The sequence below is a fragment of the Thalassospiraceae bacterium LMO-JJ14 genome, from assembly GCA_021555105.2.
In the GTDB taxonomy this organism is placed as follows: Bacteria; Pseudomonadota; Alphaproteobacteria; order Rhodospirillales; family Casp-alpha2; genus UBA4479.
In genome coordinates this window covers 2,514,443-2,529,930 of sequence record CP134604.1, presented here as the reverse complement: position 1 = coordinate 2,529,930, position 15,488 = coordinate 2,514,443, and the positions used below count along the sequence as shown (strand labels likewise).

Annotated in this window: 17 protein-coding genes; 3 read left to right on the top strand and 14 right to left on the bottom strand. The window is 58.9% G+C overall.

Translation table 11 applies throughout. From position 1 onward, the window contains the following. Nucleotides 1-65 precede the first annotated feature (65 nt). The gene (gene bamE, locus L2D14_11925; GenBank protein ID WNJ98576.1) at nucleotides 66-527 is read left to right on the top strand and encodes an outer membrane protein assembly factor BamE; all 462 of its coding nucleotides are present in this window, start codon (nucleotides 66-68) and stop codon (nucleotides 525-527) included. A 93-nt stretch (nucleotides 528-620) separates the two neighbouring features. On the opposite strand, the gene L2D14_11920 is transcribed toward bamE, so the two are convergent. The 12 genes from L2D14_11920 to L2D14_11865 form a co-directional block, all read right to left on the bottom strand. Continuing rightward, a complete protein-coding gene (locus tag L2D14_11920; protein ID WNJ98575.1) occupies nucleotides 621-2,714 on the bottom strand; it encodes a sodium-translocating pyrophosphatase in 2,094 nt (697 codons plus the stop codon). 231 nt (nucleotides 2,715-2,945) lie between these two features. After that, entirely contained in the window at nucleotides 2,946-3,413 is a 468-nt protein-coding gene (locus L2D14_11915; protein ID WNJ98574.1) for a hypothetical protein, read from the bottom strand. A 147-nt stretch (nucleotides 3,414-3,560) separates the two neighbouring features. Then, nucleotides 3,561-4,535, bottom strand: coding sequence for a thiamine-phosphate kinase (gene thiL / locus L2D14_11910; GenBank protein WNJ98573.1), 975 nt, complete (start codon nucleotides 4,533-4,535; stop codon nucleotides 3,561-3,563). Nucleotides 4,536-4,658: 123 nt separating this feature from the next. Next, a complete protein-coding gene (locus L2D14_11905) occupies nucleotides 4,659-5,153 on the bottom strand; it encodes a transcription antitermination factor NusB (GenBank protein ID WNJ98572.1) in 495 nt (164 codons plus the stop codon). After that, nucleotides 5,143-5,616, bottom strand: coding sequence for a 6,7-dimethyl-8-ribityllumazine synthase (gene ribH, locus L2D14_11900; GenBank protein ID WNJ98571.1), 474 nt, complete (start codon nucleotides 5,614-5,616; stop codon nucleotides 5,143-5,145). Before ribH ends, L2D14_11905 begins: the two co-directional genes overlap by 11 nt. Nucleotides 5,617-5,620: 4 nt before the next feature. After that, on the bottom strand, nucleotides 5,621-6,772 hold the full coding sequence (gene ribB, locus L2D14_11895) for a 3,4-dihydroxy-2-butanone-4-phosphate synthase (GenBank protein ID WNK01681.1): 1,152 nt from the start codon (nucleotides 6,770-6,772) through the stop codon (nucleotides 5,621-5,623). Nucleotides 6,773-6,800: 28 nt separating this feature from the next. Then, a complete protein-coding gene (locus L2D14_11890) occupies nucleotides 6,801-7,391 on the bottom strand; it encodes a riboflavin synthase (protein ID WNJ98570.1) in 591 nt (196 codons plus the stop codon). 6 nt (nucleotides 7,392-7,397) lie between these two features. Next, nucleotides 7,398-8,573, bottom strand: a complete 1,176-nt coding sequence (gene ribD / locus L2D14_11885; protein WNJ98569.1) for a bifunctional diaminohydroxyphosphoribosylaminopyrimidine deaminase/5-amino-6-(5-phosphoribosylamino)uracil reductase RibD — start codon at nucleotides 8,571-8,573, stop codon at nucleotides 7,398-7,400. Next, complete coding sequence (gene nrdR / locus L2D14_11880; protein ID WNJ98568.1) at nucleotides 8,539-9,000, bottom strand: transcriptional regulator NrdR; 462 nt, start codon at nucleotides 8,998-9,000, stop codon at nucleotides 8,539-8,541. Before nrdR ends, ribD begins: the two co-directional genes overlap by 35 nt. 30 nt (nucleotides 9,001-9,030) lie before the next feature. Beyond that, a complete protein-coding gene (glyA, locus tag L2D14_11875; GenBank protein WNJ98567.1) occupies nucleotides 9,031-10,344 on the bottom strand; it encodes a serine hydroxymethyltransferase in 1,314 nt (437 codons plus the stop codon). 27 nt (nucleotides 10,345-10,371) lie between these two features. After that, nucleotides 10,372-10,818, bottom strand: a complete 447-nt coding sequence (gene rpiB, locus L2D14_11870; GenBank protein WNJ98566.1) for a ribose 5-phosphate isomerase B — start codon at nucleotides 10,816-10,818, stop codon at nucleotides 10,372-10,374. Nucleotides 10,819-10,974: 156 nt separating this feature from the next. Continuing rightward, nucleotides 10,975-11,544 (bottom strand): hypothetical protein, encoded by a 570-nt coding sequence (locus L2D14_11865; protein WNJ98565.1) that lies wholly within the window; start codon nucleotides 11,542-11,544, stop codon nucleotides 10,975-10,977. 299 nt (nucleotides 11,545-11,843) lie between these two features. Between L2D14_11865 and L2D14_11860 the strand changes: the two genes are divergently transcribed. Then, a complete protein-coding gene (locus L2D14_11860) occupies nucleotides 11,844-12,788 on the top strand; it encodes a DUF1849 family protein (protein WNJ98564.1) in 945 nt (314 codons plus the stop codon). 54 nt (nucleotides 12,789-12,842) lie between these two features. Here the strand turns inward: L2D14_11860 and L2D14_11855 are convergent, their stop codons facing one another. Beyond that, entirely contained in the window at nucleotides 12,843-13,979 is a 1,137-nt protein-coding gene (locus L2D14_11855) for an alcohol dehydrogenase catalytic domain-containing protein (protein ID WNJ98563.1), read from the bottom strand. 29 nt (nucleotides 13,980-14,008) lie between these two features. Beyond that, nucleotides 14,009-14,233, bottom strand: coding sequence for a hypothetical protein (locus tag L2D14_11850; GenBank protein ID WNJ98562.1), 225 nt, complete (start codon nucleotides 14,231-14,233; stop codon nucleotides 14,009-14,011). Nucleotides 14,234-14,434: 201 nt separating this feature from the next. Here L2D14_11850 and L2D14_11845 point away from each other — a divergent pair, with 201 nt between their 5' ends. After that, the gene (locus L2D14_11845; protein ID WNJ98561.1) at nucleotides 14,435-15,487 is read left to right on the top strand and encodes an endonuclease/exonuclease/phosphatase family protein; all 1,053 of its coding nucleotides are present in this window, start codon (nucleotides 14,435-14,437) and stop codon (nucleotides 15,485-15,487) included. Nucleotide 15,488 lies beyond the last annotated feature (1 nt).

Sequence of the window (15,488 nt, the reverse complement as noted above, 5' to 3'; positions counted from 1 at the left end):
GTCACCACCGCCCGGCCAGCCGGGCCAAGCGCTAATCCGCAACGCCCTTGGGAGCATGATGTAGGATGCGAGGCACCGTCATCACAAGGTCTTTTATTGCTGCTGTTGCCATTGTCGGCATTGCCGGCCTGTCTGCGTGCTCCCCCAGGGTCGCACAGCGTGGCGCCATGCCCGACGTTGATGCGATCGCTGCCATCATTCCCAACAAGACCACCAAGGAACAGGTTGAGCGCAGCCTCGGCTCGCCCTCCAGTATCAATATGTTCGGCGAAGAAACATGGATGTATATCGGTGAGACGACGGAAACGCTCGCTTTCCTTGAGCACAAGGTCAACGAACGCAGTGTTTTGCTGGTTCGCTTCAATGACAAAGGGGTCGTCGAAGACGTGGAATCTCACGGTTTGGACGAATCCCGCAATATTGTCCCGGTCGAGCGTACAACGCCGACGGTCGGCAAAAGCATCACGGTGCTTGAGCAATTGATGGGGAACATCAACCGTTTCGGCAAGATCGGCCAGGAAAAGTGACGCTTTAGCGTCCCGGCTGCCGCTCAGGCATTATCCGCAAAAGAAAAAGGCCCCGGGTTTCCCCGGGGCCTTCGTCATTTCGATCGCGATAGCTTAGGCGAGAATGGCCAGCAGCAGGATCGCAACGATGTTGATGATCTTGATCATCGGGTTGACGGCCGGACCGGCGGTATCCTTGTACGGATCGCCGACCGTGTCACCGGTCACCGCGGCATGGTGGGCATCGGAGCCCTTACCGCCATGGTGGCCGTCTTCGATATACTTCTTGGCGTTATCCCAAGCACCACCACCGGCGGTCATGGACAGTGCCACGAACAAACCGGTAACAATGGTACCCAGAAGCATTGCGCCAAGGGCCGAGAACGCCGACGACTGGCCGCCGACGGCATTGATGACGAAATACATCACGAACGGCGCCAGCAACGGCAGCAGCGACGGCAGGATCATTTCCTTGATCGCGGCTTTCGTCAGAATGTCGACGCACTTGCCGTATTCCGGCTTCGCCGTGCCTTCCATGATGCCCGGGATTTCCTTGAACTGACGGCGTACTTCGACGACGACGGCGCCACCGGCACGGCCGACGGCCATCATGCCCATGGAACCGAACAGGTACGGCAGCATGCCGCCGATGAACAGACCGATCACCACATACGGATCTTTCAGGCTGAAAGTCACATCGACGTCCGGGAAGTAGTACTTCAGATCGTAGGTAAAGGCCGCGAACAGCACCAGTGCAGCGAGACCGGCGGAACCGATCGCGTAGCCCTTGGTAACGGCTTTCGTGGTGTTGCCGACAGCATCGAGTGCGTCGGTGGTTTTACGCACGTCTTCCGGCAGGTCGGCCATTTCGGCGATACCACCGGCGTTATCGGTCACCGGACCGAATGCGTCCAGAGCCACAACCATACCGGCCAGCGCCAGCATCGTCGTCGCGGCGATGGAAATGCCGAACAGACCGGCATACAGGAACGACACGATGATGCCGGCCGAGATCACGATCACCGGCAGCGCCGTCGCTTCCATGGAAACGGCAAGGCCCTGAATGATGTTCGTGCCATGACCGGTTTCAGACGCGGCAGCAACCGACTTCACCGGACGGTAATCGACACCGGTGTAGTATTCGGTGATCCAGACGATCAGGCCAGTGACGGCAAGACCGACAATGGCGCAGACGAAGAGATCGGTACCGGTGATAGTTTTGCCGTTCATGGCGAATTCCGTGTCCCAGCCGAGCAGCATGGAGACCGTGCCGCCGATGAGGATTGCGGAAATCACCGCAGATGCGATGAAGCCTTTGTAGAGCGCACCCATGATGGAGTTGTTCGCACCAAGTTTGACAAACCAGGTCGCCGCAACAGAGCCGATGATGCAGACACCGCCGATGACGAGCGGGAACAGCATCATGGTTTCCTGCACCGCACCGGTGAAGAAAATGGCGCCGAGCAGCATGGTCGCAACGACCGTTACCGCATAGGTTTCGAACAAGTCAGCCGCCATGCCGGCGCAGTCGCCGACGTTGTCGCCGACGTTATCGGCGATGACACCGGCGTTGCGGGGATCGTCTTCGGGGATGCCGGCTTCGATCTTGCCGACAAGGTCGGAACCGACGTCCGCACCCTTGGTGAAGATACCGCCGCCGAGACGGGCGAAGATGGAGATCAGAGAGGCACCGAAACCAAGCGCGATGAGCGCTTCGAGGATGTGACGCATCTGCGTAGGATCGGTCGGATCGTACATGCCGCGCAGCACCATGTAGTAACCGGCAACGCCCAGCAGGGCCAGGCCGACCACCAGCATACCCGTTACAGCACCGGATTTGAATGCGATGTCGAGACCGCCCTCAAGACCCTTGGTACGGGCAGCTTCCGTTGTCCGCACGTTGGCGCGCACCGACACGTTCATGCCGATGTAACCGGCAACACCCGACAGGATCGCGCCGATAAGGAAGCCGATTGCCACCGGAACGCCGAGCAAAATGCCAAGCAGAACACAGACAACCACACCGACGATACCGATCGTCAGATACTGGCGATTAAGATAAGCAGCCGCACCTTCTTGAATGGCGGCGGCGATTTCCTGCATGCGTTCGTTACCGGCAGGTGCCGAAAGTACCGAGCGGACTGCATAGGCACCGTAAATCAGAGCCAACGCACCGCAGACGAGAACCAGATAGTAAATGGAAGACATCCCCTCCCCCTCGTAAAATAAGCGCCGGACATGGACGCATCGACACCGTGCCGAAGGCCCGCCGGACTACCGGTCCAAATAATCAGAGAATGCACCGGTACAAAAAGCGCGGGGAAAATGCCAGAACGCCCCCGATAAAGCAACAAGCGGTTTTACAGGCATAAAATGCCCGGAAACTGCGCCGTTCCGATACCGCCAGAGCGTTCTTTTGGGAGCTTGATATTACGCTGATTATTGTTGTGGCGTATCGAGTACGGACTGGATCAGCACGCCGTTGACGATACCCTTTTCACCGGCAACGCGGTCGGCGACGAGTTGCAGCCGCTGCTTCAGTGTCGGCAGGTCGATGCGGCCAAGCTCGCTCAGCATCCGGGGGATGAAAGCATGTAAATCCTTCAGGAACGCATCCTTGTATGTCGGTAACATCCTTTTGATTCTAATGATGTTTTCGTTCCCTGCCGTCTCCAGCTTGACTTCAAGTTGAATCGTAGTCGCAACAGTACCTGCCTGGAGAACATTGACCAGCAGCGGCTCGACATCGACGAACAACGCCGTCGGGGCTTCGATTGCCCTGGCTTTATCCATTTCAACGGCCATCTCCGGTTTTTCGAAGGGGCCAAGGCCGAACCACTTCATGGCGCCAATGGTTATGCCTGCGACCAGTAGCACCAGAGCGAAAATGATGAAGAGTTTTTTCATTCGGACTTTCCCTGAAAACGGCTCGGCACTAACCGGAGCTACATGTGCAGATTCGCAAAACCGGGGTTCTTCGGTGCACTCGACAATCTACAGACCGCACCGTCCTTGCTTCAAGCCCCGTGGTGCGCCCGCTAGCTGTTTGCAGTATTACTCCGCAAAATGATTGTACCCGCCACGCGCCACATCCAACGGATTTCCGTCGGTATCGATGAGACTGACGCCATCCATGCCTTTCGACTCAACATCAGCCGTAACAACGCCAATCGCCGTCAGCTCCGTGTCTGCGTGATGCGGTGTCTTATCGGTAGTGAATGCGAGTTCATAGTCGTCCCCGCCCGAAAGGATAAGGTCCAGCAGGTTGCTGTCCGTTTGCAGCGCCGCCAGCGCCGCGTCCGACAACGGCACCGCCGACGCCTCGATCCGCATCGACACGCCGGAAGTTTGGCAGATGTGGCCCAGGTCCTGTACCAGCCCGTCCGAGATATCGATACACGCACTGGCCACCCCGGTGAGCGACCGCCCCAAAGATATACGCGGCGTCGGTCGGCGAAAGCGCCCGCTCAGAAACGCGTTGTGTTCTTTGCCGAGCCCCTGGAGTTCACCTTTCGCCGCCAGTAATCCGAGGCCGCCATCGCCAATCGTGCCGCTCACATAGACGGTATCGCCGGGTCTGGCGCCACTGCGTTTGAGCGCCCTGCCCGCCTCGACTTCACCGATGGCCGTCAGTGAAAACATCATTGGACCAGGCGTCGATACCGTATCGCCACCAAGAAGCGGAAAATCGTATTCATCGACCCATTCACCGATACCGGCGGCGAATGCCTCGATATATGATTCTTCGGTTCCCTTGGTCCATGCGGCGGCCAGTGTGAAACCGACCGGCGCGGCTCCCATGGCGGCGAGATCGGACAGGTTGCTGGCACAAAGTCTGGCGGCAACGTTGGCGGGGGTTTCGTCTTCCAGAAAATGCACCCCGGCGACGATGGCATCCGTGGTGATGATGTGCTCGAAACCGGCACGCGGCGGCAGCCGGGCGGCATCGTCCGTCAGGCCGAGTGCGTTTGCGTTTCCGCGCGTTAACGGCGCAAAGAAGCGATGAATGATGTCGAATTCGTCAGTCATGCCGGTTAGTTCGCTCCCTGGCTCACACTGCCCGTATTGTCATTCCGGTGAAGGCCGAAATCCAGAACGGAGTTAGGCTTGCTGGACCCCGGTTTTCGCCGGGGTGACGGGAACCGGTATGCCTCAGGCTGTTTCGCCGGGAGGCGTGAATTCTTCTGTGCGCAGGTTTCTGGCGACGGTATTGAGGATTCCGGCAACGAGTTTCACCTGTTGGCTGTCTTCATCGAAGAAAGCGTCAGCAAGTCCTGTATAGGCGCCGATGACGGTGCGTGCCGGTACATTCGTTCTGGCCAGAAGTTCATAGGTCGCGGTGCGCAGGATCGCCTTCATGACACTTTCCATGCCGTCGACGGCCCGGTTCTTGGTCATGGCCGGCTGCAGGGCGGTTTCGATCTCATCAAGCCGGGTCATCGTGCCCTGAACCAGTTCTTTAAGTAACTCCGGCTTCGGTCGTGCCAGTTCCTCGACGTTATCCTCATCCGCCGTTTTCCAGCGTTCGGCGGCGAACGAAGCAAGAACCTCGTCCACCGGGCCCTTGATCATGTCCAGTTCATATACGGCCTGGACCGCGGCCAGCCGGGTCGCAGCCGGTCGCGGGTCATAGGATTTAGTCATCATCGCGCCCCCGGAAATGGCGGCGCAATTCAATCATTCGCAGCACGGCCTTGGCGGCTTCCGCGCCCTTGTTCTTTTGTGCGGGGTCGGCGCGGACCTCGGCCTGCTGCATGTTCTCGCAGGTCAGGATCGCAAAGCCGAGCGGAAACAGATGGTTCATGGTGATATCCATGAGCGCGCGGCTGGCCTCGCGGCAGATATGATCGTAATGGTCCGTCTCGCCGCGAATGACGCAGCCGAGGGCCATGATCCCGGCATACTTGAGGTGCGGGTCCTTGATACCGGCCTTGATCGCCATTTCGCATGCCGCCGGGACCTCGAAGACCCCGGTAACGGGAATGCGTTCGATCTCAAAGCCTGCTTCTGCAAAGACAGGTTCCGCACCGAGGACCATATCATCGGTGATTTTCTCATAGTAGCGGGCTTCGATCACAAGGATCGTGTTCGCGTTCGCGTGTGTTGTCATTGCCTTATTCTCCGACAGGCGGAATGGGTCTTTGCTCGATAACATTGAGGTCGTAACCGTCAATGCTGACGATCGTGCGCTTCGTGTTCGAAAGCAGGATCAGGTCCTGTGCCCCCAGATCGAGGAGGATTTGTGCGCCGACGCCATAATCGCGGAGTTCCTTCTGCCCTTCCGCCGGTTCGCCCAAGCGGGCACGGACACGGTCAGACAGGGACCGGGGATATGGCTCGCGGATCAGCACGACGATGCCCCGGCCTTCGGCTTCGATCATACGCATGGACTGCTGCAGCTCGCCGCTTTTGCCGCTGGCGGCATCGCCAAGAACATCGTCGAGGACATTCAGCGCATGCATACGCACCATGATCGGCTCGCCGGTCTGGACATCGCCTTTGACCAGGGCGATATGCTCGGCATAGGCGACCTTGTTGACATAGACGCACATTTTCCACTCGCCGCCGAAACGGCTTTTGAAATCCATTTCCGCGGTTTTCTCGACGACCCGGTCGTGGCGCAGCCGGTAGGCAATCAGATCGGCAATGGTGCCGATCTTGAGGCCGTGAAACTGCGCGAAAGTGATCAGGTCGGGCAGCCGGGACATGGTGCCGTCTTCGTTCATGATTTCGCAGATCACGCCCGACGGGTTCAACCCGGCGAGCCGCGATACATCCACGGCTGCTTCTGTATGACCGGCACGGACCAATGATCCGCCGTCGCGGGCTTCAAGCGGAAATACGTGCCCCGGGGATGCAATATCCTGCGCGGCCTTGGTGGGGTCGATGGCGACGGCAATGGTGCGCGCGCGGTCCGATGCCGAAATGCCGGTCGTGACCCCTTCCTTTGCTTCGATGGATACCGTGAACGCGGTCTGGTGGCGCGAGCCGTTGCGCCGGGACATGGCCGGCAGTTCCAGTTCCCGGACACGATTTGGCGTCAGTGCCAGACAGATCAGGCCGCGACCGTACTTGGCCATGAAGTTGATGACGTCCGGTGTCGCCATCTGCGCCGGTATGACCAGATCGCCTTCGTTTTCACGTTCCTCGTCATCGACCATGATGAACATGCGGCCGTTCCGCGCGTCTTCGATGATGTCCTCGATGGGTGACAGGAAGTTCTCGGGGTCCGCAGTGGCGCGGGCGACCTGCTGTTTCGAGACGATCGTCGGTTTGCTGTTGCTTGGCAAAAGGTTATCCATTCATGTCGTTGAGGCGGGCAACATAACGCGCGAGCACGTCTATTTCCAGATTTACACGATGCCCGGCTTTTAGTTTCCCTAGGGTTGTCTCGGTTTGCGTGTGGGCGATGATATTTACGGAAAAGACCGGGCCATCGACGTCATTTACCGTCAGTGACACGCCGTCGATGGTAACGGATCCTTTCTGCGCAATATACCTGGCGAGACTGTCCGGAGCCTTGAAATCGATCTTCAGGGAGTCGCCGACGGCTTCGGTGGCGGTGACTTCGGCAACGCCGTCAACGTGACCGCTGACGATATGTCCGCCAAGCTCGTCGCCGACCTTGAGTGCGCGTTCCAGATTTAGCGGTGTACCTTCGAGCCAGTCGCCGGCGGTGGTCTTGTCGAGGGTTTCGCCCGAAGCCTGGACGGCAAACCAGCCCGGCCCTTTTTCGATAACCGTCAGACAGGCGCCGGAACACGCGATCGAGGCACCGATATCGACGCTCTCCATGTCATAGCGCGTGGCGATGTCGAAGCGTGTGTCGCCTGCCCGGGTAACTGCCTTTACGGTCCCGATGTCGGTGATGATTCCTGTGAACATGTGCGCCTATTCCTCTTTTCCAAGGCGGAGGTAGCGCTCCAGCACGTCTCCATCAAGGTCCAATGTCGATATGTGCCGGAATTTAGGTGCACTTTCCGGGCTGTTGACGGCCATCGGCGCAATCGCCGGCATGCCGTCGCCGCCCATGATGCTGGCGGCGCGGAACCAGGCGATTTCATCGACCAGCGCGGCGTCGATGAAGGATGCACTGAGCGCGCTCCCGGCTTCCAGCAGGACACGTGTGATGCCGTGCCCGGCCAGCGCTTCGAGAATGACCTGCGGCGATATCCGCCCGCCCGTCAGCGGTGCCAAATCGATGATCCTGGCCCCCGCCCCCCTGAGCAGCGTTGCGCGTTCAGGATCGGCGCCGGTCCCGGCAAGCAGCCACAGGGGCGCCGTTTCAATGCTGTCGAACAGCTTTGCCGCGATATCGATTTCAAGACGCGGATCGACGATGACGCGGACCGGCGAGCGATTGAGCATGCCGGGTAAGCGGCAGGTCAGCTCGGGATCGTCCTCGCGCACCGTACCGATCCCGCTCAGGATGGCATCGTTTTCGGCGCGTAGCAGATGTCCGCGCGCCCGGGCTTCGGGGCCCGTGATCCATTGGCTTTTACCGGTTCGCGACGCGATGGCGCCATCCAGCGTGGTCGCGGTCTTCATCGTGACCCAGGGGCGATTTTGCGTCACGCGGCTGATAAAGCCGGCGTTGAGGCGGTGGGCCTCGTCGGCGCAAAGCCCTGTCCGCACATCGATCCCGGCATCCTGTAGACGCTGAATACCGCTGCCCGAGACGCGCGGGTCCGGATCCTCGACGGCGATGGTAACAGCCGCAACACCTGCATCAATGAGCGCTTCGCTGCAGGGGCCGGTCTGTCCCTGATGGTTGCACGGTTCCAGCGTCACATAGGCATGCGCGCCATTTCCAAGATCACCGGCTTGTTGAATGGCCTCGGTTTCCGCATGCGGCCGCCCGCCGGGTTGGGTCCAGCCGACGCCGACAATGCGACCGTCTTTTGATGATCCGAGATCCGGGCGTACAAGGACGCACCCCACCGCCGGGTTCGGTGCGACACGGCCCAGCCCCCGGCGCGCCAGCCCGAGCGCCCGGCGCATATGCCCCCGGTCGATCAGAGAGAAGCCTGGTTTAGTCGTCGTTTCCGTCACCGATTTGTTCAACAAATTCCTCGAAGTCCTTGGCTTCGCGGAAGTTTCTGTAAACGGAAGCAAAGCGGACATAGGCGACCTGATCTAGCTCGCGCAGGTTTTCCATGACCATTTCGCCGACCACCTTGGTCGGAATTTCGGACTCGCCCAGAGTCTCAAGACGGCGCTGAATCGAGTTGACGATGCGATCGATGCGGTCTTCCGGCACCGGGCGCTTGCGCAGTGCGATCGACAGCGAGCGCGCCAGTTTGTCCCGGTCGAACGGCGACTTCTCGCCGTCTTTCTTGACCACGGTCAATTCGCGGAGCTGCACCCGCTCGAACGTCGTCCAGCGCGCCCCGCAGGCGGGACAGAAACGCCGGCGGCGGATCGCCGCATTATCGTCGGTCGGGCGTGAATCCTTGACCTGAGAGTCGTCATTTCCGCAAAACGGGCACCGCATAATTTTTAACCCCCCTTAATGAACCGTCGATCAGACGTCCGTATAAATAGGGAAGCGCTGGCACAGTGCCTTCACTTCCTCTCGCGCCACAGCTTCCGCTGCTGAATTGTCTCCATTGGATTTGGCCAGCGCCTCAAGCACGTCGCCGATCAGATTGCCGACCTGGCGGAATTCCTCAGGACCGAAGCCGCGCGTCGTTGCCGCCGGCGTGCCGAGCCGAATGCCCGACGTCACCATCGGTTTTTCCGGATCGAACGGGATGCCGTTCTTGTTGCAGGTCATGGTGGCGTGTTCGAGGCTGACTTCCGCTTCGTTGCCCTTCACGCCCTTGGGCCGAAGATCGACCAGCATCAGGTGCGTGTCGGTGCCGCCCGATACGATATCGAACCCGCGTTCCAGCAGTGTCGCCGCCAATACCTTGGCGTTCTCGGCGACCGATTTGGAATAGCTGACGAATTCCGGCGTCAGCGCTTCGCCGAAGGCCACCGCCTTGGCAGCGATGACATGCATCAGCGGCCCGCCCTGCAGCCCCGGGAACACGGCGGAATTGATCTTTTTGCCGATGTCTTCGTTGTTGCTCAGGATCATGCCGCCACGCGGTCCGCGCAGCGTCTTGTGCGTCGTCGTCGTGACGATGTCGGCGATCGGCAGCGGCGACGGATGAACGCCAGCGGCGACCAGGCCGGCGAAGTGCGCCATATCGACCATCAAAAGCGCGCCGACGCTGTCCGCGATCTCACGGAAGCGCTTGAAATCAAGGGTCCGCGGATACGCCGAGCCGCCGCAGATGATCAGTTTCGGCTTGTGTTCCTTGGCCAGTTTTTCGACCTGATCGAAGTCGACCAGATGATCGTCGGGGCGCACGCCGTACTGGATGGCGTTAAACCACTTGCCCGACTGCGCCGGCGGTGCGCCGTGCGTCAGGTGTCCACCGGCGGCCAGCGACATGCCGAGGATGGTGTCGCCCGGCTTGAGCAGCGCCATGAACACGGCGCCGTTGGCCTGTGCGCCGGAATGCGGCTGAACGTTCACAAACGAGCAGCCGAACAGCTTCTTGGCGCGTTCGATGGCCAGGCTCTCGGCAACATCGACGAATTCACAACCGCCGTAGTAGCGCCGTCCGGGATAACCCTCGGCGTACTTGTTGGTCATGATGCTGCCCTGCGCTTCCATGACGGCACGGGACACGATGTTTTCGGATGCGATCAGCTCGATCTGGTCCTGCTGGCGCGCCAGTTCGTCGGTGATCGAGGCGAAAAGGTCCGGGTCGCGCTCGGAAAGCGGCTGATTAAAAAAGCGCTGGTGGAAATCGCTGGGATAGTCGGCGTCGGCGTTATTGCTCATATGGAACGGCTTTCTCTTGATATGGGGTCAGGTTTGCGGCGAGGCGAGCTTGTCGACGCGTCTGGCGTGACGTCCCCCCTCGAATTCGGTTTCAAGAAATACTCTCATCGCGTCGCGCGCCACTTCGGAACCGACCAATCGTTCTCCGAAACAGACGACGTTGGCATCGTTGTGCTGGCGCGCCAGCCTGGCTGTCAGTGAATTGGTCACGACGGCGGCGCGAACGGCCGGATTGCGGTTGGCGGCGATGGATATGCCGATCCCCGAACCGCAGACGAGGACGCCTTTTTCCGCTTTGCCCGCTGCGATGGCATCGGCCAGGGCAAACCCGAAATCAGGGTAATCGACACTTTCCGGGCCATTGGTGCCGAGATCCAGCACCGTATAGCCATCGGCTTCGAGGTCGGCCTTGAGCAGAGATTTCAGCGTGAATCCGGCGTGATCACAGGCAATTGCTACTGTTTGTCCAGCCATCTGCTTGCCATTCCAAGTCTAATAAATTCATCCATTCTGTAACATCCGGGCGGATGTCCATCAGAAGCTAGGGGTTCATACCATATCTAGCGCGCGCGTGCCAACTTCTCGCTACGTTTCGGTGCGGTGTTTTTATATGCCGGCGGAGGCGCAGGTTTAGACGAAAATATCGGTGCGTCTGGGAAAGGCCATGAGCGCTTCGTGAATTCGGTGTGCCTGACGCACTTCCTCGGAATTCTGCGGATAGTAGCGTTGCGTGTAGTCAACGCGATCGTTCCATTGCCGGATATAGTCGCGCGGCCGGTCCGGCTGCGCCTTTTCGCCGGTAAGTGCGCCGATGGTGCGCGCAAAATCAGGGTGAAGTTCGGGTTGAAACGCCAGGGCCTCGTAATCTTCGAAGGTGATCACTCCCGCCGCATAGAGGTTCTGGCTGTAGTCCTGCATCTCGCGCGGCGTCATGTGGCGCACATCCGGTACCTTATAGCCGTCTTTGGGCGGCGGCAGTTCTTTGGCCGGTTCGGTATCGACGATATCTTCAATGGCGTCCGTGCGTTTGCGGTCCGCGACAAGGTCCCTGCCCGGCGGATCGCGATAGGCGACGAGCGCCCTGCCCCGGCCTTCGGCAGTGCTTTTCTCTGCGCTTTCACCTGCGCTCTTCTCACGCAGAGACGGCCCGACATTGAGACGGGCGATATCAAGTGGCAGCGGCGGCTGATCAATCCGCATGAACGGGCTCCCTTGTTTGGTTTTATGGGAGCAAGCGCCGTGCCACTTTAAGGCGCTATCCAAATCAATGGTTTATCAAACGTTAACGGCTTTCCAGGCCGTTTCCGACCCGGCAAAAATTGCCGGTCTGGCGCGGATTGCCGGGTAAATGTCCGGATAAATGCTCGGAAAAGCGGGGCCCCCCACGGTGAAGGGTCGCGGGCTTATCCTGGTCAGAATGGACAGTTCCCCGAAAACCACGCTAAGCTTGACGGCAATGATGCGGCAACGACCGCATCGACACCTGGGAGGCCGTGAATATGGCCGCAAATAACGTACCGCTGTATTTGTCAAAGGGGTATCCGGGCGCCGCGCTGTTGTTGTCAGCGGCGCTGGCCTTTTTCGTATGTCCCGGTGACGGCATGGCGACAACGGTCCTGCAGGCCTCGAAAATGGCCTTCACACCGCACCGCGCGCTGTATCAGATGGAATTGGGCTCAACGTCACAGGGGTCCGATGTGGTGGATGCCCGCGGCACCATGTATTATCGCTTCGAGCCGCAGTGCGATGGCTGGGATGTTGAATCCCGCGTTGCCCTCAGCCTTCATTACGGAATGATTGGCGCTGCCCCCGAAGTGGTCGAGACCGCGTGGACGTTTTCCAGCTTTGAAAGTTACGACGGCATGGATTTTACGTATGCCGTGGATCACAAACGCAACGGCCTGATCGAAGAAGTCTTTGCCGGTGAAGCCGGCAAGGACAGTGCAGGCGGCGGGGCATCCTTCAGCGACGAAGAATTCACCGCCGTCGATCTGCCGCCCGGCACGCTGTTCCCGGCCGAACATTTGATTCGTCTGCTGAAACATGCACGGTTGGGTGACGGTCCCTTCAGGCAGGTTGTGTTCGATGGCGCGAATACAGATAACCCATATGAAGTTAATGCCATCGTCATCGGTCCGGTGACGGACGGTCAGGTTGCCGTCGCCAATAACCGGCAGACGGCGAAAAAACCACACAACCCTCTTCTGGTCGGGGCTTCGTCAGCCCTGCCCGGCGCTGCCGGCACAAATACCAGCAAAAATATCTGGCGTGTGCGCATGGCCTATTTCCCGTTTCACGGACACAGCGATATTCCGGAGTTCGAGCTGGAAGTCGATTACCGCGAAGACGGCATCGCCGAGCGCATGATACAGGATTTCGGCGATTTCACGCTCACCCTCACCCCCAGCCGGATCGAAGTTCTGCCGCGCGCGGAATGCAATTAAAGCCCCTCTCCCAGGGGAGAGGGAGATGCGCAGCGCCGGGTGAGGGGCCGTCCCCTACCCGTGCGGTTTGAGGATTTGTCGGATCGCCGTGCCGGCGGCGAGGTTCTCGAACCCTTCGTTGATTCCTTCCAGGCCCAGTTCGCCGGTTCTGAGTTTGTCGACCGGCAATTTGCCGTCGCGGTAGTAGTCGACGAAGCGCGGCATGTCGACGGGCGGCGAACACGACCCCATATAGCAGCCTTGTATCTTGAATTCCTTGGCCGTCAGCATGTAGGGCTTCAGCTCGAACACGGCATCCGCCGGGGTCAGGCCGGCAACGGTAACGGTGCCGCCGGACCGCAACGATGCATAAGCGGCTTCCATGCCCTTGATGGTGCCGGAAAGCTCGATGGCGTGCATCACGCCGCCGCCAGTCACGTCCTTGATCGCCTGCGCCGTGCGTTCCGTTCCTTCGCCGGCATTGACGGTGAAATGTGCGCCCAAGGTCTTGGCCAGCGCCATTTTCTCTTCGTTCAGATCGACGGCGACAATCGGCTCCGCCCCCGCCAGCACCGCGCCCATGACGGCTGAAAGGCCGACCCCGCCAAGGCCGAACACGGCGACCGGCTGGCCCGGTTGCGCCTTGGCCGTGTTGGTGACGGCGCCGACGCCGGTGATCACCGCGCACCCGAACAGGGCCGCGTCCTCGAACGTGATGTCGTCCGGTAGTTTCACCAATGAGGCGCGATCGAGAACCGCGTATTCGGCAAAGCATGAAATGCCGGCGGCATGGTTGATCGGCTTGCCGTTGAGGCTGAGACGCCTGCCGCCGCCGACCAGTTCGCCCTTCATCTTGCTGTCGAAGCTGGCGCCGCAGAGATGCGGCATCCCGTGCGTGCACTCGTAGCACGCACCGCAGCTCATGACGAAGACACAAACCACGTGGTCGCCCTCTTTCAGGTCGGTGACGCCGGGGCCGACCTCGCGGACGATCCCGGCAGCTTCGTGGCCGAGCACTGTCGGGATCGGCCGTGCGCGGATCCCCTCGATCGTCGACATGTCGGAATGACACAGGCCGGCGGCGCGGATTTCGACCAGAACCTCGTTCTGCTGCGGACCGTCCAGATCGAGCATTTCGATCTTCAGCGGGTTGGACTGGTTGTAGGGCCTGGGAAGGCCCTGTTCGTACAGTACGGCGCCGCGCATCTTCATTCGGTCGTTTCCTATTTATCCTGGGTGGTTCAGACGACGATGGAACCGTCGCCGCGTTCGTTGAATTTCTTGGCGATCACGTATTTCAGCTTGCGGATCGCCGCCCTTTTCAAGGCCGCCTCGCCGACTTGCGGGTCGCCGACCATGGTGATCTCGACATTGCTGCGGGGATCGACGGCAACGACACGTATGTAACTGCCCACACGGTGGAACTCGAAAAGCACTTCGTGCAGCTGAACGTCATCGGGATTCATGTGCCCAAGTATATGGGGAAATACCGGCTTTGAAATAACGCAATCTCCGACACAGGATTCTATCGCACGTATTTCAAAATTTCAGCGGGTGTATTTGCGGGGCATACAGGCGCAATAAAAAAACGCGTTAAAAGTGTAATAATGCTGTGATAGTCTGATATGTGTGTATCAAGACTGGATGTTTTCCGAGGAGAATATGCCATGGCCATGTATTACGGGATTAAACGCTACAAAAAAGAACTACGACATCGAACGGTTGATGGACTGCAGCGATTACGCAAACAGTTGCGTAATGAAATTCCGCCAAGGACAGTCAATGACACCGTACTGATCGCGACATGGAATATCCGCGACTTTGATTCTAATAAATTCGGACATGGGCCGCGCCTTACTGAATCATTCCACTATATTGCCGAAGTCATTTCATCTTTTGATGTTGTCGCACTTCAGGAAGTTAACGATGACCTCAAGGCGCTGGATCGCGTTATGCGCCTTCTCGGGCCGCAATGGGATCATATTGTTACCGATGTCACCGAGGGGCCAGGTGGAAACAAGGAACGAATGGCTTTCGTGTACGATAAAAGAAAGGTCATCTTCAGAAACATTGCCGGACAGATCGTATTACCCAAAAGCCGGCTGGTTCTCGACACACTGCAATTTGCACGTACGCCGTCACTTGTGGCTTTCCAAAGCGGCTGGTTCAAGTTCCAATTATGCACCGTCCACATCTATTACGGCGCGGACTCCGGTGAAAAGCTGGAACGGCGGAAAGCTGAAATCCGAAGGGTCGCAAAGTTCCTTTCGAAGCGTGCTGATTCCAAGGACAGCAATTACATCCTGCTTGGTGATTTCAACATCATCAGCCCGGAACACGAGACGATGAAAGCCCTGACGGACAACGGCTTCAAGGTAATCGACAGCCTTGCCGACATTCCCGCCAATATGCGGCGGGACAAACATTACGATCAAATTGCCTTCAAGATTCGTGAAGGCGAGTTACGGCCTGGAAAAAGCGGTGTGTTTGATTTTTTCAAGTCCGTATATAGACCTGCCGATGCACCGGTTTATCGCTCTTTGATAAATGCTGAAAATATCGATTGGCCCCAAGATGGCAGCGATGAGGACACGAAGCGCTTGAAGAAATACTATACCAATACTTGGCGTACTTTTCAGATGTCCGATCATCTTCCAATGTGGGTGGAACTGAAGACAGACTTTTCCAACGAATATCTCGCAGAGTTGTTGGGCGATTAAA